Origin of the sequence: Streptomyces sp. BV286, from assembly GCF_019090165.1 — a bacterium.
In the GTDB taxonomy this organism is placed as follows: domain Bacteria; phylum Actinomycetota; class Actinomycetes; order Streptomycetales; family Streptomycetaceae; genus Streptomyces.
In genome coordinates, this window is sequence record NZ_JAHRIB010000107.1 from 13012 (window position 1) to 31408 (window position 18397).

The 18397-nt window shown below is 72.4% G+C and carries 16 protein-coding genes; 9 read left to right on the forward strand and 7 right to left on the reverse strand.

Features of this window, described 5'->3' with window-relative positions:
- Window positions 1-353: 353 nt before the first annotated feature.
- Window positions 354-1697, forward strand: coding sequence for a helix-turn-helix transcriptional regulator (locus tag KUF83_RS14935; RefSeq protein ID WP_217455149.1), 1344 nt, complete (start codon window positions 354-356; stop codon window positions 1695-1697).
- Between the two features lie 109 nt (window positions 1698-1806).
- Here KUF83_RS14935 and KUF83_RS14940 read toward each other — a convergent pair whose 3' ends face one another.
- Entirely contained in the window at window positions 1807-2379 is a 573-nt protein-coding gene (locus KUF83_RS14940) for a TIGR03086 family metal-binding protein (protein WP_217455150.1), read from the reverse strand.
- Between the two features lie 248 nt (window positions 2380-2627).
- Between KUF83_RS14940 and KUF83_RS14945 the strand changes: the two genes are divergently transcribed.
- Complete coding sequence (locus KUF83_RS14945) at window positions 2628-3326, forward strand: response regulator transcription factor (protein ID WP_217455151.1); 699 nt, start codon at window positions 2628-2630, stop codon at window positions 3324-3326.
- Between the two features lie 163 nt (window positions 3327-3489).
- Here KUF83_RS14945 and KUF83_RS14950 read toward each other — a convergent pair whose 3' ends face one another.
- Together KUF83_RS14950 and KUF83_RS14955 are read right to left on the reverse strand one after the other, a co-directional pair.
- The gene (locus KUF83_RS14950) at window positions 3490-4752 is read right to left on the reverse strand and encodes a hypothetical protein (RefSeq protein ID WP_217455152.1); all 1263 of its coding nucleotides are present in this window, start codon (window positions 4750-4752) and stop codon (window positions 3490-3492) included.
- 105 nt (window positions 4753-4857) lie between these two features.
- The gene (locus KUF83_RS14955) at window positions 4858-6084 is read right to left on the reverse strand and encodes a PP2C family protein-serine/threonine phosphatase (protein WP_308403005.1); all 1227 of its coding nucleotides are present in this window, start codon (window positions 6082-6084) and stop codon (window positions 4858-4860) included.
- A 292-nt stretch (window positions 6085-6376) separates the two neighbouring features.
- Here KUF83_RS14955 and KUF83_RS14960 point away from each other — a divergent pair, with 292 nt between their 5' ends.
- Window positions 6377-6778 carry a hypothetical protein gene (locus KUF83_RS14960; protein WP_254643866.1) on the forward strand — a complete coding sequence of 134 codons (402 nt, stop codon included), beginning with the start codon at window positions 6377-6379 and terminating at the stop codon, window positions 6776-6778.
- A 154-nt stretch (window positions 6779-6932) separates the two neighbouring features.
- Here KUF83_RS14960 and KUF83_RS14965 read toward each other — a convergent pair whose 3' ends face one another.
- A complete protein-coding gene (locus KUF83_RS14965; RefSeq protein ID WP_217455154.1) occupies window positions 6933-7469 on the reverse strand; it encodes an SH3 domain-containing protein in 537 nt (178 codons plus the stop codon).
- Window positions 7470-7776: 307 nt separating this feature from the next.
- On the opposite strand from KUF83_RS14965, the gene KUF83_RS14970 reads away from it, so the two are divergent.
- The 3 genes from KUF83_RS14970 (at window position 7777) to KUF83_RS14980 (ending at window position 10716) form a co-directional block, all read left to right on the forward strand.
- Window positions 7777-8850 carry an ATP-binding cassette domain-containing protein gene (locus tag KUF83_RS14970; protein ID WP_217455206.1) on the forward strand — a complete coding sequence of 358 codons (1074 nt, stop codon included), beginning with the start codon at window positions 7777-7779 and terminating at the stop codon, window positions 8848-8850.
- Window positions 8847-9707 (forward strand): ABC transporter permease, encoded by an 861-nt coding sequence (locus tag KUF83_RS14975; protein ID WP_217455155.1) that lies wholly within the window; start codon window positions 8847-8849, stop codon window positions 9705-9707. The genes KUF83_RS14970 and KUF83_RS14975 overlap by 4 nt, the downstream gene beginning before the upstream one ends.
- 124 nt (window positions 9708-9831) lie before the next feature.
- Window positions 9832-10716: a hypothetical protein gene (locus KUF83_RS14980; protein ID WP_308403006.1), complete on the forward strand. Its 885-nt coding sequence runs from the start codon at window positions 9832-9834 to the stop codon at window positions 10714-10716.
- Here the strand turns inward: KUF83_RS14980 and KUF83_RS14985 are convergent.
- Window positions 10631-11953 (reverse strand): PLP-dependent aminotransferase family protein, encoded by a 1323-nt coding sequence (locus KUF83_RS14985; protein WP_217455207.1) that lies wholly within the window; start codon window positions 11951-11953, stop codon window positions 10631-10633. The genes KUF83_RS14980 and KUF83_RS14985 overlap by 86 nt on opposite strands.
- 82 nt (window positions 11954-12035) lie before the next feature.
- On the opposite strand from KUF83_RS14985, the gene KUF83_RS14990 reads away from it, so the two are divergent.
- Both KUF83_RS14990 and KUF83_RS14995 read left to right on the forward strand, forming a co-directional pair.
- Window positions 12036-12812, forward strand: coding sequence for an alpha/beta fold hydrolase (locus tag KUF83_RS14990; protein ID WP_217455156.1), 777 nt, complete (start codon window positions 12036-12038; stop codon window positions 12810-12812).
- Between the two features lie 138 nt (window positions 12813-12950).
- Window positions 12951-14033, forward strand: coding sequence for an endonuclease/exonuclease/phosphatase family protein (locus KUF83_RS14995; protein ID WP_374106068.1), 1083 nt, complete (start codon window positions 12951-12953; stop codon window positions 14031-14033).
- Between the two features lie 96 nt (window positions 14034-14129).
- Here the strand turns inward: KUF83_RS14995 and snpA are convergent, their stop codons facing one another.
- Entirely contained in the window at window positions 14130-14786 is a 657-nt protein-coding gene (gene snpA, locus KUF83_RS15000; RefSeq protein ID WP_217455157.1) for a snapalysin, read from the reverse strand.
- A gap of 186 nt (window positions 14787-14972) precedes the next feature.
- Between snpA and KUF83_RS15005 the strand changes: the two genes are divergently transcribed.
- Entirely contained in the window at window positions 14973-15896 is a 924-nt protein-coding gene (locus KUF83_RS15005) for a LysR family transcriptional regulator (protein WP_217455158.1), read from the forward strand.
- A 321-nt stretch (window positions 15897-16217) separates the two neighbouring features.
- On the opposite strand, the gene KUF83_RS15010 is transcribed toward KUF83_RS15005, so the two are convergent.
- Window positions 16218-18290: a PhoX family phosphatase gene (locus tag KUF83_RS15010; protein WP_217455159.1), complete on the reverse strand. Its 2073-nt coding sequence runs from the start codon at window positions 18288-18290 to the stop codon at window positions 16218-16220.
- Window positions 18291-18397: the final 107 nt, after the last annotated feature.

Here is an 18397-nt window from a genome sequence, read left to right on the forward strand (position 1 = left end):
GAGGCGAACCGAAGCGCCCGGCGGAGCTCCTACTGGGGAATCGCGTTCGCCGCACTCATCAGCGCGGAGAACGCGATGACGGCAGCCCCCAGCGCGGCGATGAACCGAGCCGGGATGTAACGCGCGGCAATGCGTCGGAACACGGCGGCAACCTCGCATCGTCAACGTAGGCCAGCGTATTAAGTCTGCGTCATCGTGCGTTTAACGCGCCGCTTAACCTAGGGCGTGTTCGCCTTCGGGGCAAGGGCCGCATTGAGCCGTTCGGGTTGTCGCCCGGGCTGTTTAACTCCCCCTTTTCAAGAGGAAGTTGGATAGCAGACGGGTGTAAGTCGCCTTACTGGCATGCTTACGCCATGGCCGAGCGCGACGACCCGGGAATCATCGGGCGCAGAGTGCAGCAACTGCGTACGGAACGCGGGCTGACACAGAAGCAGTTGGCGGAACCCGCCTACACCCCCGCCTACGTCTCCACACTGGAGGCAGGGCGCGTACGGCCCTCCGAGGAGGCCCTGCGGCACATCGCCGAGCGCCTCGGGGTCGCGTACGAGGAGCTGGCCACCGGGCGGCCCGCCCACCTGGCCACCGACCTGCGACTGAGGCTCACGGACGCCCAGCGGACCCTGGCGACCGGCGAGGCGGAGATCGCCGCCGAGCAGTACACCGCGCTGCTCGCGGAGGCCGAGGCCCACCGGCTGGACGCCGAGTGCGCGGCGGCCCTCCTCGGGCTCGGCGAGTGCGCCCTGGACACCGGTGACCTGGCGACGGCCCGGCTGCGGTTCGAGCAGACGGAGAAGCGGCTGGCGGACGCCCCGCTGCCGGTCCGGGTCCCCGCCCTGCGCGGCCGGGCGGTCTCGCACTACCTCGCGGGCGAACTCCGGTACGCCTGCTACCTGTTGGAGTCGACGCTCGACGAACTGAACCGGGGCGGACTGCACGACCCGGACGCCCTGCTGCTGCTCTACGCGGCGGTGATCGCCCCGTACATGGACATGGGTGCGCACGCGCGGGCCGCGCAGGCCGCCGAGTTCGCGCTCGCACTCGCCCCGCAGGTCGGCGATCCCGCGCTGCTGGCCCGTATGCACCGGTCCGTCGCCCGCACGATGATCGCCGAGGGGCGGATGGCCGAGGCCGACGCGTCCCTGGGAAAGGCGGCGGAGCTGTACCGGCAGCTCCAGATCCGCACCGAGCTGGCGAACTGCCACTGGATGCGCGGCTACCTGTACGCGCAGAACGGCGACCTGGAGCGGGCGGAGGCCGAGCTGCGCGAGGCACTGGAGATGCATTCCGTCCAGCGCGCCACGCTCTACACCAGCCAGGTCGCGGTGGAACTGGCGGACGTGCTCCACCGGCGCGGGAAGTCGCAGGAGGCGGCGGCGCTGCTCCACGGCGTGCTGGGGGACCTCAACTCGGAGCGGGGGGCCGTCCATTCCGCGGCCGCGCACCGGCTGCTCGGCATCATCGCGGACGACGCCGGGGACACCGAGACGGCCGAGGAGCACTACGTCCGTGCCCTCAGCCTCCTCGAACGGGCGGGCGCGGCGGGCGACCTGGCCGACCTGTGCCGCCTGCTCGGCGACCTGCTCCGGCGTACGGGCCGGATCGACGCGGCCCTGGACGCGTACCGCACGGGACTCGGGCACCGCACCGCGCCCGGCACGACGACCCTGGGCCCGGCCCCGGCGCACCCACCGCTCTGAACCGCACCCACCGCTCGGAACCGCGTCCACCGCCCCGAAGCGCGCACGCCTCACCGGGCGGAGCCGCCTCCCCGCGCCGCCGGCCCCGGGCGACCGCCCGCGCCCGCGTCTACGCCCGCCAGGCCGGATCGCGTCCGAGGAAGCCCGCGAGCCGGTCCACGGCCGGCGCGTCCCGGGGCACGGGGACGATGTCGCCGAAGGACATGCCCTCGCCCCGGTACTGCGGCGGGAGCGTGACCTCGGCGCGGGCCAGGACCTCCGCCGCCTCCCGCTCCGTGAAGGGGGCCGGCCGGCCGGTGGCCACCGCCAGGTCCCAGCCGTGGACCGTGAACTCCATGAGCGCCATGTCGAACACCATGGCGGCGGGCAGCCCGCTCGCACCGGTCAGGGCCACCTCGCGGTCGAAGCCGTACTTCTCCCACCCGGCGACCAGTCCTGCCGCGGCGGCGCGGAACTCACCGGCGGGGTCGGCCCCGCACCGGTGCCGCGCGGGGTCGGCGTCGTACGCACGGCCGTTGCAGCGGGCCTCGAACAGCAGCAGCCAGCCGACGAGATGCCCGACCAGGGTCTCTACGTCGTAGTCGTCGCACGGCGTCGGCGAACCGAGCTGTCCGGGTTCCACGCCCTCGATGAGGTCACCGGTCTTGGACAGAACACCTGAAAGCAGAGCGGTATCGGCCATGCCGCGAGTCTAGGAGCGCCCGCGGACCCCGGTCTTGAAGAAACACGACACGGTGGGCGCCCCGGACCGTCACTTCGAGGGCGCCCCGGCGCGTGCCGGGCCGGGTGCGCCGCCGTGGGACGCCGGCGCTGTTTGCCGCGTAGCAGCTGTTACCCACTACCTGCCGGTACGTGTGACGATGTGCGACCAGCGATGTTGAAACCTCAATCGTCCCCACCCGCATGGCCGGTACAGCGAAGGAACAGGACATGACCGCCCCTGTCTCCGCGGCCCCCGCCCATCTCCTCGTCGTGGACGACGAGGAGGGCGCCCGCGGTGAACTCACCACGGCGATGGAGTTCCTCGGCTTCCGGGTGACCGCCGCCGCCACCGGACACCAGGCCCTGGAAGCCCTCTCCCACCACAGACCCGACCTCGTGCTGCTCGACGTCGGCCTCCCCGGCCTCGACGGCTTCGACGTCTGCCGGACCCTGCGGACCCGGGGGCACACCATGCCGGTGATGTTCCTCGCCGGCCGCGACGACGTCGACGAAGGCGTACGCGGACTCGACCTGGGCGGCGACGACTTCGTCACCAGACCCTTCGAGCTCAAGGAGGTCGCGGCACGGATCCGCGCCCTCCTGCGCCGCACCGCCGACCGCTCGGCCGAACACCGCACCCTGCGCGCCGGCGACGTACTGCTGGACGCCGTCACCTACGAGGTGTGGTCCGGCGGAACCCCCGTGCGCCTCACCACCACCGAGTTCGCCCTGCTGCGCTACCTGCTGGAGAACCCCGGCCGCGTGCTGACCCGCGCCCAGATCCAGGACCGCGTCTGGAACCACCGCGCCGAGGGCCCGGGCAGCGTCGACACGTACGTCTACTATCTGCGCCGCAAGCTGGGCGCCCCCGGGCGGACGCTGATACGGACCGTGCGCGGCGCGGGCTACCTGCTGCGCGCGGACTGACCCGGGCGGTCCGCCCGCCGCGTCGCACCCGGTCTACCCGCATAGGGATTTCTGAGAGAAATCTGATGCAGGGCACACCATTTCGTGATCTTGGATTGATTCACTCAGCACCTGGAAGTGCGCTCCCCGGCGGCTTCCGTCGACGAGGAAAGGCTCAGCCTCGTCACACCTGCGCCTGAAGCCGGCTGAGGTGCCGCTGGACGTCGTCCAGCGCGCCCTGCCGACGCCCCGGAACGCGCAGGCGCAGGTCGGCCAGCGCGGGCCCGAGCTCACGGGCCCGCGCCGAGTCGTCGATACGGCCCCACTGGTGGTGCGCCCGGTCGACGGCCGCCTCCACCCCGGGCGCGTCCGCCGGCTGCCCCGCGGTCAGCCGTACGTCGGCCACCGCCAGCCAGATCCGGCAGCTCAGCTCGGCGTCACCCGCGAACTTGGCCAGGTCCGCTCGCACCTCCATCCAGTGCACGACCTCGTCGGCGCCCGGACCGTGCGTCCGCAGCGCCGCCCGCTCCCAGCGCTCGGCCAGCGCGACGGCCTCGGCGTGACGCCCACCCTGCACGGCGGCGGCGATCTCGGCGTGCGGATCGGCGGGCGGGACGGGCGCGGGCACCACCACGGGCACCACCACCGCCACGGGCATGGACGCGGGTGCGGGTGCGGGTTTGGGTTCGGCGGCAGGTGCAGGTGCGGGTGCGGGTGCCAATACCGGTACGGGTACGGGTACGGGTACGGCGGACGTTGTGGGGCGGGCCGTCGGTGCCGTGTACGCGGCTGCGGGAGCCGGGTTCGTGGGATCGACCGTCAGCAGCAGGTCCCGGCGGGCGGCGTCCGGGTCCTCGCCGTACGACCGGGTCAGTGCCTGCTGGTGGAGCTGCGCGAGCGGCGGACGGTGACCACTGCGGAGAATCGTGGCCAGGGACTTCATGTACGTGGGCACCGCCACCGAGCGCCGCGGGGGAGGCGGGGCCACGCGGCCGTACAGTGCGGCGCCCGGCCCCACGACGAGCGGCCGGCCGGCCAGGTACTGCCAGGCCTCCGCGTCGGCGTGCAGGTCGACGACCAGGGTCGTGGTGCCCGGGGTGCGCAGGCGGAGTTCCTCGGGGATCCAGTGCCACGGGAAGCCGGTGTAGCGGACGGTCGCGGGGGTCGTCCGGGCGAGCGCCAGGTGCGGAAGCCGCTGGCGGCGGTCCAGCTGGAGCTGCCCGGTGAGGAAGACCGTGAGCGGGCCGGGGGCCGTCGCGGCGGCACGCAGCCGGGTCAGGACCGCCTGCGGTTCCAGGGGGTCGGCGAGTTCGACCACGTTCGCGGTGTCCGTGCCGGAGAGCACGGAGGGTGCCACCGCGGCGAGCACGGGGAGCACGGACGCGGCGTCCACGAGGCAGCTCCTGCCGGTCGGCGACGCCGCGAGCAGCAGTACGGTTCCTGGCATCGCCGTTGTCTCCTGCCCTTGGATCACCACGGTCAGCACCGTAACCGGTGCGGGTGCAAAGGGGGTTGGGGTGGGGGCGATAGAGGGCGGGTGGTGCCGGTTTGTTCAGCCCTCGCGGGGTGTTCCGGGCCGGTCGGGCGGTTCACCGGGCCCCTGGTGCGCCCCGGGAGGCGCCTGCCGCACCGCGAAGATCGTCGTGTCGTCCGCGAGGCGGTCCGTGCTGTGGCGGAGGGTGCCCTCGCGGACCAGCTCCACCAGGTGGCGGGGGTGGGCGGCCGCGGGGTCGGCGGCCACGGCGAGGACGACGTGTTCGCGCAGAGGGAAGAAGACGCCGTCGGCGTCACGGGCCTCGGTCACCCCGTCCGTGACGAGGAGCAGGGTCTCGTCGGGGGCGAGGGGCACCCGGCGGACCGGCGGGACTCCCGAGTCCGGCCCGGCAAGACCGCCCAGCCCGAGCGGCAGGCCGTCACCGGGCGGCAGGGCCCGCACCCCGGACGGCCCGACCACCAGCGGGGGCTCGTGCCCGAAGTTGACGACCTCGATGTGGCCTCCGGGGACGCCCGGCGGCGGGAACGCGACGAGGACCGCGGTCGCGAAGCGCTCCACGCCCCGCGCCGGTTCCCCCTCCGGGTCCTCGCCCAGGTCCGTCACGTACTGCCGGTGGCGGCCCATCCGCACCTCCAGCCGTTCGGCGACGGCGGCCAGGGACGCCTCGTGGAAGCCGGCCTCGCGGAACGTGCCGAGCAGCGCGGCGGCCGCGGCGACGGCGGGCAGGCCCTTGCCCTGGACGTCCCCGAGGAGCACCCGCGTGCCGTGCGGACCCGGCTGGATGTCGTAGAAGTCGCCGCCGACGCGTGCCTCGCTGTCGGCGGCCAGATACACGGCCGCGTGCTCCAGCCCGGCCCAGGGGGACGGCATGGGGCGCAGCACGGTACGGCGGGTCGTGTCGGCCACGTCCTGCATGTGGAGCATCCGCCGCTCCTCCCGGACCCGCACGGCGCACGCCGTCGTCGCCAGGGCCCCGCCCACCGCGACGAGGATGAAGTCGGGCAGCCCGGTCTGGTCCTGGTGCGGCCAGGCGGCGTCCACCTCGATGTACGTGACGAGGGCGAGCACGGCGAAGGCCGCCGTCCCCCTGACCCCGCAGATCGCCGCCGCGATGCCGGGCACGAGGACGATCCAGGAGATGATCCTGAACTCTCCCGAGGTGTTGCTGTCGATCGCGGCGATGGCGACGAGCAGCAGCAGGGGCGGTACCCAGGCGACGCTCCGTCCGCGCACGCGCAGCAGTTGCTGCCGCCGGGCGCGGCTGCGCGGGTCCGTGCCGCTCACTTGTTCAGCGAAGCATGGGTGGGTGCTTGGCGCACGCCGGGGTGGTTTTGGGTGGCTCGTGTGTCTGGTGCGGGTGGGTGGGGGTTGATCGCGCAGTTCCCCGCGCCCCTTGGAAGCCGGGGCTGCGCCCCTTGCCCATGTGATCTGCCCCGATGTGATCTGCGGGTGCGTGGGGGCTGATCGCGCCGTTCCCCGCGCCCCTTGAAGGCAGGGCGTGGCCCCACCGACTTGCCTGTGGGCTCCCCCAGGTGTGCTCTGGAAGGCGGGGGTGAGGAAAGAGAGGAGTGCTGTCATGGCTCAAGCGGCACCCGCAACACCCGCACCGGCCACGAAGCGGCCGGCGATGCCCGCGGTCACCGCGAAACTGGTGGTGCCCGCGCTGGCCGGCGTCGTCTACGGCCTGTGGACCTCCGGCATCGACCGGCATTCGGGCCCGATCACCGGCTGGAACGTCCTCCTGGGCGTGGTGTCGGCTCTCGTGTTCGCCGGGGTGATGTACGGCATCCACGCCTTCGCGCCGCGCCTGCCCCGCGAACTGCACGCGTTCGCGTGGGCGGCCTTCGCGGGCATCTCGTTCGGCTTCCTCTACAGCCTGTCGGACGCCAGCATCCTCAAGTCCGCAGGCCTGTCCCTCGTCGTCACCGCGGGCGTGTTCGCGATGGTGTTCTACCGCTTCTACACGACCGAGGACTGACCGGCGCCCGCCGAAGGACGCCGTTCCAGAGCGGCGGAGGACGTACGAAAGCGGTTCCGGGGCCCCGGCTTTGCGCCGGGGCCCCGGAACCGCGTGCGGGCGTCCGGGCCTCACCCACAACTTCCCCGTCCCGGACGACCCGCTGTCCTCGGACTCACCGCCTGCCGGGCACCCACTCCCAGCCCGAGCCCGAGGCGTCCCAGGAGCCGGAGAAGGTCCAGCTCCACGTTCCGGACGCGGTCCAGGAGCCGGTGGAGCTCCAGGAACCCTCGTCGCAGCCGTTGCAGTTGCCGGTGTCGTGCCACCGGTCCTTCCAGTCCCCCTCGCAGGGGTCGGAGCACCTCGGCACCCCCGCCGTGCCGATGTCCACGAACGCGGCACTCGCCCAGGCCCGCGCCCCGACGAGCCAGTACCAGTACGGGTCGCCGAACACCCGCGATCCGGTCGTGGCGCACGCGACCCGGTCCTGACTGCCGGGCGAGAGCCGCCCGAGGACGGCCGAGCCGGTGTCGGGGTGGGCCCGCAGGTTCAGTTCGCCGCGGGAGACGACGGTGCCCCACACGGGTTCCCCGTCGTCGTGGCCGAGGCCGCGGGAGTCTCCCGCGGTCGCCGTGCCGGCGGCCGCGACGGTCAGCACACCACCGCTGACCAGCGCGATTCCAAGGGTCCGCAGAGCCGGGGTCACACGCATGATCGGCCTCCTTTCCCCAGAACCAGGTAACACCCGTTCGGGTGAACCCTCCACCGGAGGCCCGTCGGGCACCGCCGTCACGGGCCCGGCGCACATCTCCCGCCGTCCGGCCGATGAGTTTTCGAACCGTCGGAGGTCTACATCCCGAGACCGATCGAAAACCGCGCCGCCGGACCGATGCCCTCCTGGGACGGCGGACGCACCCTTGAGGGGTCCCGGCAGTGAGCCGGGGGATCCCGAAGGACACCGGCAGGGCCACGGGCAGGCAACGAGCAACCACGTGAACGACGCGAATGGGCGGACCGACATGACGAGCAGCAAGCGCACCGACCAGTGGGCCGGGCCGGCCATCGAGACGGCGGGCCTGGTGAAGACCTTCGGCGACAACCGCGCGGTCGACGGAGTGGATCTGCGCATCGAGGCGGGCACGGTCTACGGCCTCCTCGGTCCGAACGGCGCGGGCAAGACCACGACCGTGCGCATGCTGGCGACCCTGCTGCGTCCCGACGGCGGCGAGGCCCACGTCTTCGGCCACGACGTCGTCCGGGACGCGGACGCGGTCCGCAGCCGGGTGAGCCTCACCGGCCAGTACGCCTCGGTGGACGAGGACCTGACCGGCACCGAGAACCTCGTGCTGCTGGCCCGCCTGACGGGCCACGCCAAGAAGGCCTCGTACGACCGCGCGGCCCAACTGCTCGACGCCTTCGGCCTGTCGGAGGCGGCCGGCCGGCAGGTGAAGAACTACTCCGGCGGCATGCGGCGCCGCATCGACATCGCCGCGTCCATCCTCAACACACCCGACCTGCTGTTCCTGGACGAGCCGACGACGGGTCTGGACCCGCGCAGCCGCAACCAGGTCTGGGAGATCGTGCGGGCGGTCGTCGCCCAGGGGACGACGGTCCTGCTGACGACCCAGTACCTCGACGAGGCCGACCAGTTGGCCGCCCGGATCGCGGTCATCGACAAGGGCAAGGTCATCGCCGAGGGCACCAAGGGCGAGCTGAAGGCGTCGGTGGGTGCGGGAGCGGTCCACGTACGGCTGCGGGACGCCGACCGCCGCCCGGACGCCGAGCGGCTGCTCCGGCAGGCCCTGGACGCCGACGTCCAGCTGGAGCCCGACCCGGTGGCACTGACCGCCCGCGTCGGCAACGGCGGCCAGAACGGGAGCGGGGCCGCCGAGAAGGCGTCCCGGGCCCTCGCCGAACTCGCCCGGGCGGGCATCACCGTCGACAACTTCTCCCTGGGCCAGCCGAGTCTGGACGAGGTGTTCCTGGCCCTCACCGGAAAGTCCGAGCACCCGCAGACGCCGTCCGACACGCAGTCCGGGACGCCGACCGACACGCGGCACGAGTCGCAGCAGAAGAAAGAGGCCACGGCATGAGCACCGCGACCAAGTCCACCACCACCGCGGACGCCGCGGACCTCGCGCCGGTCCGCGCCGAGAGCCTGGCCGAGGTCCTCGTCTCCGGCGAGCGGCCACCGCGCCCCAACGCGCTGCAGACGTCCCTGACCTTCGGCTGGCGGGCGATGCTGAAGATCAAGCACGTCCCCGAGCAGCTCTTCGACGTGACCGCGTTCCCGATCATGCTGGTGCTGATGTACACGTACCTGTTCGGGGGCGCGCTCGCCGGTTCCCCGCGGGAGTACATCCAGTACCTGCTGCCCGGCATCCTCGTCATGTCCGTCACCATGATCACGATGTACACGGGTCTCGCGGTCAACATCGACATCGAGAAGGGTGTCTTCGACCGCTTCCGCTCGCTGCCCATCTGGCGTCCGTCCACGCTCGTCGGCTATCTGCTCGGCGACGCCCTGCGCTACACGATCGCGTCCGTCGTGATGCTGGTGGTGGGGCTGATCATGGGCTTCCGTCCGGACGGCGGTGTCCAGGGCGTGGTGGGCGGTGTCCTCCTCCTCATCGTCTTCTCCTTCGCCTTCTCCTGGGTGTGGACGATGTTCGGCCTGCTGCTGCGCACGGAGAAGTCCGTGATGGGCGTGAGCATGATGATCCTGTTCCCGCTGACCTTCCTCAGCGACATCTTCGTCCGCCCCGAGACGATGCCCGGCTGGCTCCAGGCCTTCGTCAACAACAACCCCATCACGCACCTCGCCTCGGCGGTGCGCGGCCTGATGGACGGCACCTCGCCGAGCACCGAGATCGCGTGGTCGCTGGGCTGGGCCGCGGTGCTGATCGCCGTCTTCGGCCCGGTCACGATGAGGCTCTACAACCGCAAGTGAGCCGGCGGGTCCCGGGCGGCCGAAGGCCCGCGGGTCCCCCGGAAGAACGCAATCCGCGTCCGGATGCAGTCACCCCGGCCGTGCCCCGATGGCGGAGGGCACGGCCGGGGTTCTTCCTTGAGGGGTGCGGAAAGTCCTCTCGGCGGTGCTGATCGTGCTCGCCTGCGTCCTCGTGCCGCTGGGCGGCCTCTCGGCGTGGGCGAAGTACGAGATCGGCGACACCGGGCGGTACGTCGACACGATGGCGCCGCTCGCCGCCGGACCCGACGTGCAGGGCGCGATCGCCGACACGGTCACCGACGGGATCATGAGCGAGGTCGAGGTCGGGCCGCTGGAGGGCGAGGTCCGCGCGTACGTGCGCAGGGCGGTGCGGTCCTTCACGGGTACGGAGGCCTTCCGCGCGGCCTGGAACACCGCGAACCGGGCCGCCCACGACGCCGTCCTGCGGGCCCTGCGCAGCGACAGCGAGGGCGCCGTCACCGTCGACCTGGCGCCGGTCACGGCCCGGCTCAAGGCGCAACTCGCCGACGACCGCGTGCCGTTGGCGAACCGCATCCCCGTCGAGCACACCGAGGTCACGGTCCTTCGGGCCCAGGAGCTGAGCTCCCTGCGAAAGGGTTTCCACATGCTGGAGATCGCCGGTTTCTGGCTCCCGCTCTCGGCCGTCGCCCTGGCCGCCGGCGGCATCCTCCTGGCGGTACGCAGACGCCGGGCCGTCACGGCCACGGCACTCGGCATGGCCCTGGGCGCCGCCCTGCTGGCCCTCGCCACGGTCGCCGGACGGGCCCTGACCCTCGCCGGCCTGCCCCCGCACGTCTCCCGGGCGGCGGTGGGCGCGGTCTACGACGCCCTCACCTCGACCCTGCGCACGGCCACCTGGTTCATCCTCGCCCTCGGGCTCACGGTGGCCCTGGCGACCTGGCTCATCGACCACCGCGCGCGACGTCGCGCAGCGTCCGCAGCGCCTGGCCCAGCACCGGCACCGGCACCGACGCGAGCCCGAGCCTGACGGCGTCCGGCGCGCCCTGCGGCCCCACGGCGAAGGCGGGCCCGGGGGTGACCGCGATGCCCCGCGCGGCGGCGGCCGCCGTGAAGGTGTCCGCGCGCCAGGGTGCGGGCAGCTCCCACCAGGCGTAGTACGCGTACGGATCGGCCCGTACGCGGAAGCCGCCGAGCAGTTCCGCGACGATCCGCTGCCGCCGGGCCGCGTCCGCCCGTTTCTGTCCGACGAGCCGCTCGACCGTCCCGTCCCGGATCCACCGTGTGCCCGCCTCCAGCGCGAACCGCCCCGCCGTCCAGCCTCCCGACCGCAGCGTCCCCGCCACCGCGTCGACCCGTTCCTCGGGCACGACGAGGAAGCCGACGGTCAGTCCGGGCGCGACCCGCTTCGACAGGCCGTCGACGACGTGGACGCGCTCGGGAGCGTAGGCGGCCAGCGGCACGCCCTCCGCGTGGAGGAAGGACCAGATGCGGTCCTCCACCACGGGCAGGTCCAACTTCCGCACGACATCGGCAAGTTCACGCTTGCGTGCGTCTCCGGCCGTCACCGAGGTGGGATTGTGCAGCGTCGGCTGGACGTACAGGGCGGAGAGCGGCGCGGCGCGGTGGGCGGCGACGACGGCGTCGGGCCGCAGCCCCTCCTCGTCCGTGGCGAGGGGGACGAGCGGGCATCCGATCCGCGCCGCGATCTCCTTGACCAGCGGATACGTCAGCGCCTCGACGCCCACCCGGCCGCCGGGCCGTACCAGCGAGGCGAGGACGCCCGCGATGGCCTGTCGCGCGTTCCCGGCGAAGAGGAGCTGTTCCGGGCGGGGCCGCCACCCCGATGCGGCCAGCAGTCCGGCGACGGCCTCCCGTGCGGGGGCGGTCCCGGTGGCGGGGACGGTACGGGTGGCCTCGCCCAGCACGTCGGTCCGCAACAGCGGCGCCAGTCCGCCCGCCAGCAGCTCCGACTGGCCTTCCACGGACGGGTAGTTGAGCTCCAGGTTGACGGCCGCCTCGCCCGTGGCCTCGGCGAGGGCCCGGCCGGACGGCACCGGCGCGGCGCGCACGAAGGTGCCCCGCCCGACCTCGCCGACGACGAGTCCGCGCCGCACCAGTTCCCCGTACACGCGCCCGGCCGTGGATCCCGCGATGCGCCGCCGCCGGGCGAACACCCGCTGCGGCGGCAGCCGTTCACCGGCCTTCAGCCGCCCCGAGTAGATCTCCTCGGCCAGCCGGTCGGCGATACGCCGGTAGTCCTCCACGTCCACCCCTCCCCTCCCTGGATTGCACCGAGAGCAAAGATCTTATTGCACCGAGGAGTTGCCTCGATCTAGGGTCCGTTTCATGGCTCCCTTCCTCGCATACGAGGACAAAGGCGCACAAGCCACCACGGCTGTGCCCCTTGTCCTGATCCACGGCCACCCCTTCGACCGCACGATGTGGGCTCCCCAAGTGGCGGCCTTCTCCCCGGCCCGCCGGGTGATCGCCCCGGACCTCCGCGGTTACGGCGCGTCCCCCGTGGTCCCCGGGATCACGCCGCTCTCCGTCTTCGCCGAGGACGTCGCGGCACTCCTCGACGACCTCCGAGTACCCGAGTTCGCCCTGGCAGGCCTCTCGATGGGCGGCCAGATCGCCATGGAGTGCTACCGCCTGTTCCCGGAGCGGGTGCGGGCCCTGGTCCTGGCGGACACCTTCGCGGCCGCCGAGACACCGGCCGGGAAGGTGTCCCGCAACGAGACCGCGGACCGGCTGCTCCGCGAGGGGATGGACGGGTACGCCGACGAGGTCCTCCACAAGATGGTCGCCCCGTACGCCCGCCCGGAGGTGGCGGCCCACGTACGCCGCATGATGACGGGAACGCCCGCCGAGGGTGCCGCGGCCGCCCTGCGGGGGCGCGCGGAGCGTCCCGACTACCGCGAGCTCCTGACCCGGGTCACGGTCCCCACGCTGGTGGTGGTGGGCGAGGACGACGAGTACACCCCCGTGGCGGACGCGCAGGCCCTGCACGAGGCCGTTCCGGACTCGGTCCTCCACGTCGTCCGCAAAGCCGCGCACATGCCGAACCTGGAACAGCCGGACGAGTTCAACGAGGCCCTGGCAGGGCTGCTGGCCCGGCTCTGACGGGAGGGGCGCCGGGGGCGCTCCCTGACCCCTGACAGGACCGTCTCGCGCAACCCTTGTCACGCTCCCTCCGTCTTTGAGGGAGGATCCATGCAGATGGACGGGGTGGGAGGGACCGACGGGGTGGGAGGGGTGGGCGTGCGCAGTGCGACGGCCGAGGCGGGCCAGTGGACCGATGACGAGGACATTCCGGTGTCGCGGCGCGGCGGCACACGGGCGGGCGCGTGGTTCGCCGCGCTGCTGCTGCTCTGCGTGAGCGTCGTCATGGGCTGCCGCATCGCCGACACCGACGCCGTCACGCCCGTACCGCAACTGCTCGCGTTCCTGCCCTGGCTCCTCGCCCCCACCGCGCTCGCCCTCGTCCTCGCCGCCCTCTCCCGCTGGCGCACGGGACTCGTCTGGGGTGTGGCCGCCCTCGCCGTGATCGCCTGGTACATCGAGCCGTACGGAAAGACGATGGAGCCCGGGGGCGTACCGGCCGCCGAGATCCGCGTCCTCACCTCGAACGTCGAGTTCGGCCAGGCGACGGACGCCCTGATCGAGGCGGTCGGGAAACAGCGGCCCGACCTTGTCTTCGTCCAGGAGTGCGACCGGACCTGCGAGGAGAAGCTGGAGCAGGCCTTCGGCAAGAGCGGGAAGGGCAGCACAGAAAGCCAGGGGAACAAGGGGAACAAGGGCGAGGAGAACGGGAAGGGCAAGGGGACCTATCCCTACCGGCAGGCCGTCGAGGGCGCCGGGTCCGACGGGTCCGTCATCCTCAGCCGTCACCCCCTCACACCGGCGAAGGGCATCCCCGCCACCATGGGCATGCCCGGCGCCACCGCCGACGTGAAGGGCCACGCGGTCCGCCTCCAGCTGGCCCACCCCATGCCGCCGCTCCCGTCCCACCTGGGCACCTGGCGCAAGGAGCTGTCCGGCCTCCGCGACTACGCCGCCGCGAACGTCGCCCGCCCGGCCATCGTCGCCGGCGACTTCAACGCCTCCCAGGACCACGCGGCCTTCCGCCGCATCCTGGACACCGGCTTCATGGACGGCGCCCGCCTCACCGGCGACACCCGCACTCCGAGCTGGCCCGCACTGACGGCCCCGGCCTTCGGCACCCAGATCGACCACGTCCTCGTGTCCCGGAGCTTCTCGGCCACCAGGACCCGGTTCCTGGACCTCGGGGACACCGACCACCGGGCACTCGTCGTGGACCTGACCCTCCACAAGAACCCCTGACGCGACATGGGCCGCCCCTGTGCAGGAGGGGCGGCCCACGTCAGTGGGGGGTGGGGTGGTGCATCCGGAGGGGGACCCGACGGTCCCGGTGGTGGATCAGTCCTGGTTCACCTTCGCCAGGGCCTTCGCGAGCCCGTTGGCCCACAGCTGGTTCACGCGCGCCCGCTCAGCCGCGTTGGGGTTCGCGTTCCGGCAGGACGTGCCCGGCCCGCCGCCCGACATCAGCTCGCTGCACGGCCCGGAGTAGTGGTCGGGCAGACCGAGCACGTGCCCGGTCTCGTGGGCGGTCACGCGCGTGGAGTCGTACCGCTGGTTCTGCGCGTAGTCGAGGAATATGTAGCCGCGCCCATGCCCGTCCGTCGAGGCGTACGAACCGCGCGAGTCGTTCCCCTCGCGGTACGTGAAGTCGGCGCGGGAGCCGGCCTGGAGCTTGACGTTCGAGACGGAGCTGTTCCAGATCTGCGTGCTGCGGGCTATCTGGGCGCTGAAGGACGGCGCGGCCGACGCGTTGTAGACGACGGTGACGGCGGCGGCCGCCGGGTTCGCGGCCCGCTTCTCGGCCACGGACTCCAGTACGGCGTCGAAGAAGGCGCGGTTGGCTCTGGCCTCTTCACCGGAGCCGTTGTAGCCCGCTACGGGGGCGGCGGACACCGGGTCAGGCGCCGGGGCCGCCACGGCCGGGACGGTGCCGAGCGCGGCTCCGGTGAGGCCGAGGCCCACCGCGAGCGAGAGCAGGGGAGTGGACAGTCGCATCGATGACTCCTTGAGTGGGGGGTGAAGTCGTCACCGGTGAGTTTCGGCGCCTGTGAGGCGGCTGTGATGATGCCAACTGGCGATAGGACACCCCTATCGGTCCGAAACCGATCGCCCAACTCGCCTCTTTTGGATGAGGTTTGTACGTCTGGTGAAAGCTGTACTTCCGCCTTAGGCTCCGACGGCATGGACCTCGAGGTGAGGCACCTCCGCGCACTGTGCGCCATAGCCGACACCGGCAGCCTGCACCGGGCGGCCCGCCAGCTCGGTGTGGCCCAGCCCTCGTTGAGCACCCAGCTCAAACGCATCGAGCAGGAGCTCGGCGGCCCTCTCTTCCTCCGCGAACGCACCGGCTGCCGGCCGACCCCGCTCGGTCTCGTCGTCCTCGGCCGCGCCCGCCCGCTCGTGGCCGAAATGCGCGCCCTGGTGGCGGAGGCGCGGGCCGCCGCCACCGACGCCGACGGGCCCCAGCTGCGTATCGGCTCCACCGCGAGCCGCGCCCTCGCGGGCTGGCTGCGCCGGCTGCGCGCACGGCAGCGGGAGCCGGTCCTCCAGATGGACGTCTCACCGAACGCCCTGCTGCGCATGCTCGCCGACGGACGGCTCGACGTGGCCTTCGTGCACGAGGTGGAGGGCAGTCCGCTGCGCGTGCCGGACGGGCTGGCGTTGCGCGTCCTCATCGAACGCGAGCCGCAGTTCGTCTCGCTGCCCGCAGACCATCCGGCGGCCGGCTTCCCGGAGGTCCAGCTCTCGGACCTGGCCGAGGACCGGTGGATGATCGACCCGACGGTCGACGGCGAGTGGGACGCCGTGCACCGCATGCTGCGGACGGCGGGCCTCAGCCCCCGGGTGCTGCACGGGGATTACCACACGGCCGCGTCCCTGGTCGCCACCGGCGAGGTCGTCACCGTGTGCCAGCCGACGTGCCAGCCCCGCCCCGAGATGGCGGTGCGGCGGATCCAGGGGGACCCGCTGGGCGTACGGCTGCTGCTCGCGGCGCGTACGGAGGGGGAGCTGGACTGCGTCTATCCCGAGCTGTGGGAGGCGTACGCGGAGGTCGCCCGGGAGGCGCCGGGGTACCGGGAGTGGCTGGATCGGGTGGGTGTGTGACGGGTGGCTGCCGCCGGCCAGCGGGACACCGTCGTGAATCGTGTGCGGGTGGGTGGGGGCTGGGCGCGCAGTTCCCGCGCCCCTGAAAAGCAGGCGTTGCCGACGCCGCTGAAAAACAGGCGGTCGCCGACGCTGCTGAAAAGCAGGCGGTCGCTGGCGCCGCTTAAAAGCAGGCGGTCGTCGGCGCCGCTGAAGACAGAACCGGGTCCGGCAACGGCATGGGGCGCCCCTTCAAGTGGGGCGCCCCAGCACCGTGCGTGCGCGTGGACCTGGTCGCTCGCCGCGGCCCAGGCGGTGTCGGACGTCTCAGACGCCGATGTCTCAGACGCCGATGTCGCAGCCGTCCTTGCGCCAGACCGCCACCACCGACGGGCGGACGATCTTGCCGGGCCCGTCGGGCCAGACACTCGCGGGCTTCTCGACGGTCGCGCCGGTGATCTCGCCCGGGTGCTGCACCGCCACGAGGACACGGCGGTCCTGAACGATCGGGCCGCAGGTCTCGGCGCCCTTCGGCACGGTCAGGAACTGCTTCAGCTCACCTCGCCGGTCGCCCTTGGTCGCCACGCCGAACAGGCCGTCGTGGGAGCCGAGCTGGGCGCCGTCGGTGGAGATCCACAGGTTGCCGTGCGGGTCGAAGGCCACGTTGTCCGGGCAGGAGATCTGGCTGACCCGGTCCTTCGGGAAGCCCGCGAAGTACGTGGCCGGGTCCTTCGGGTCACCCGCGACGAGGAACAGCGACCAGGCGAAGCTGGTGGCGTCGGCACGGTTGCGGCGCTCGGTGAGCTCCAGGACGTGCCCGTGCTTGTTGGCGTTGCGCGGGTTGGCCTCGTCCGCCTTGGCGTTCGAGCCGACACCGCGGTTGGTGTTGTTCGTCAGGGCGACGTACACCTTGCCGGTGTGCGGGGAGGGCTGGATGTCCTCGGGGCGGTCCATCTTCGTGGCGCCCACCTTGTCACCGGCGAGGCGCGTGAAGACGTACACCTCCTCGGCGGTCATGCCCTCGACGTGCGAGACGGCGCCCTTCGCTGTGGCGGTGGCCAGCGGGATCCACGTACCGCCGCCGTCGAACTCGCCGTCCGCCGGAAGCTTGCCGGTGCCGTCGATCTCGATGGCCGGGGAGTCGCCGGTGAGCTTGGCGACGTACAGGGTGCCCTCGTCGAGGAGGGTCAGGTTGTGCTCGCGGGCGGAGCGGCTGTTGCCGTGGCGCATCCGCTTGCTGCCGACGAACTTGTACATGTAGTCGAAGCGCTCGTCGTCACCGGAGTAGGCGACCGGGCGGCCGTCGTCCGTGAGGCGGATGGTCGCGCCCTCGTGCTTGAACCGGCCGAGCGCGGTGCGCTTGCGGGGCGTCGAGGTGGGGTCGTACGGGTCCAGCTCGACGATGTAGCCGAAGCGGTGCACCTCGTTCGGCTCCTGGGCGACGTCGAAGCGCTTGTCGAAACGCTCCCACTTGCGCTCGCTGGCCCCGGTGCCGATGCCGTAGCGGGCGTCCGTCGGCCGGCTCGCATTGGCGAAGTACTGGTTGAAGTTCTCCTCGCCGTGCAGCGTGGTGCCCCACGGGGTCTGGCCGCCGGCGCAGTTGTTGAGCGTGCCGAGGACCTTCTTGCCGGTCGGGTCGGCCGAGGTCCGCAGGAGGGCGGAGCCGGCCGCCGGGCCGGTCACCCTGAACTCGGTGGTCGCGGTGACGCGGCGGTTGAGGTGGTGGCGGGGGACGACGGTGAGCTTGCCGCTCCTGCGGTCCTCCTCGACCACGACGACGCCCAGACCGTGGGCGGCCCAGGCGATCTCCACCTGCTCGCGGGTCGGGTTGGCGGCGTCGTATCCCCTGAACATCAGGATCTCGTCCGTGTACTCGTGGTTCGCCACGAGCACCTGGCGGCCGCGCTCGCCCGGCAGCGGGAGCAGGGCGAGGAAGTCGCAGTTGTAGCCGAACTGGCCCGCCTGCGCCTTCGCGGTCTGCTTGTCCGGGTCGAAGGCCGGGGCGCCGCGCAGGATGGGCTCGCCCCAGCGGACGACCACGTTCTGGGCGTAGCCCTCGGGGACGGTCACGGCGTCGGCGGTGTTCGGCGCGACGGCGGTGAAGCGCAGACCGCGGGCCGCCTTGTCCTTCGTGAACGCGGCGGCAGTGCCCTCGGCCGGCTGGGCGGCGGCGGGCGTCGCACCGGCGCCGACGACAGCGCTCCCGGCGGCCGCGGTGACGGTCACGGCGGCTGCCGCGCGCATCATGGAGCGTCGGCTGAGCGCTCCGGCGATGACGTCGCCGACGTATTCGTTGGCGCTGGTGTTGGGCGCCGGGTGGAAGCAGGCGTCACCACAGCGGAACCGACAGGTCATCTCGGATCGGCCGCCCGGGTGTGAGCCGGTCGGACCGATCAACGGCAGCAGGTTGCGCACGTTCCCTCCCCTATGTCTGTGTCGGGCGTGACGCTAGGGGCACGCGCGTGCGAGGGCGCGGACGTGAGGTGAACGGAGAGTGAACTGGCGGGAGCCAAGAGGGTATT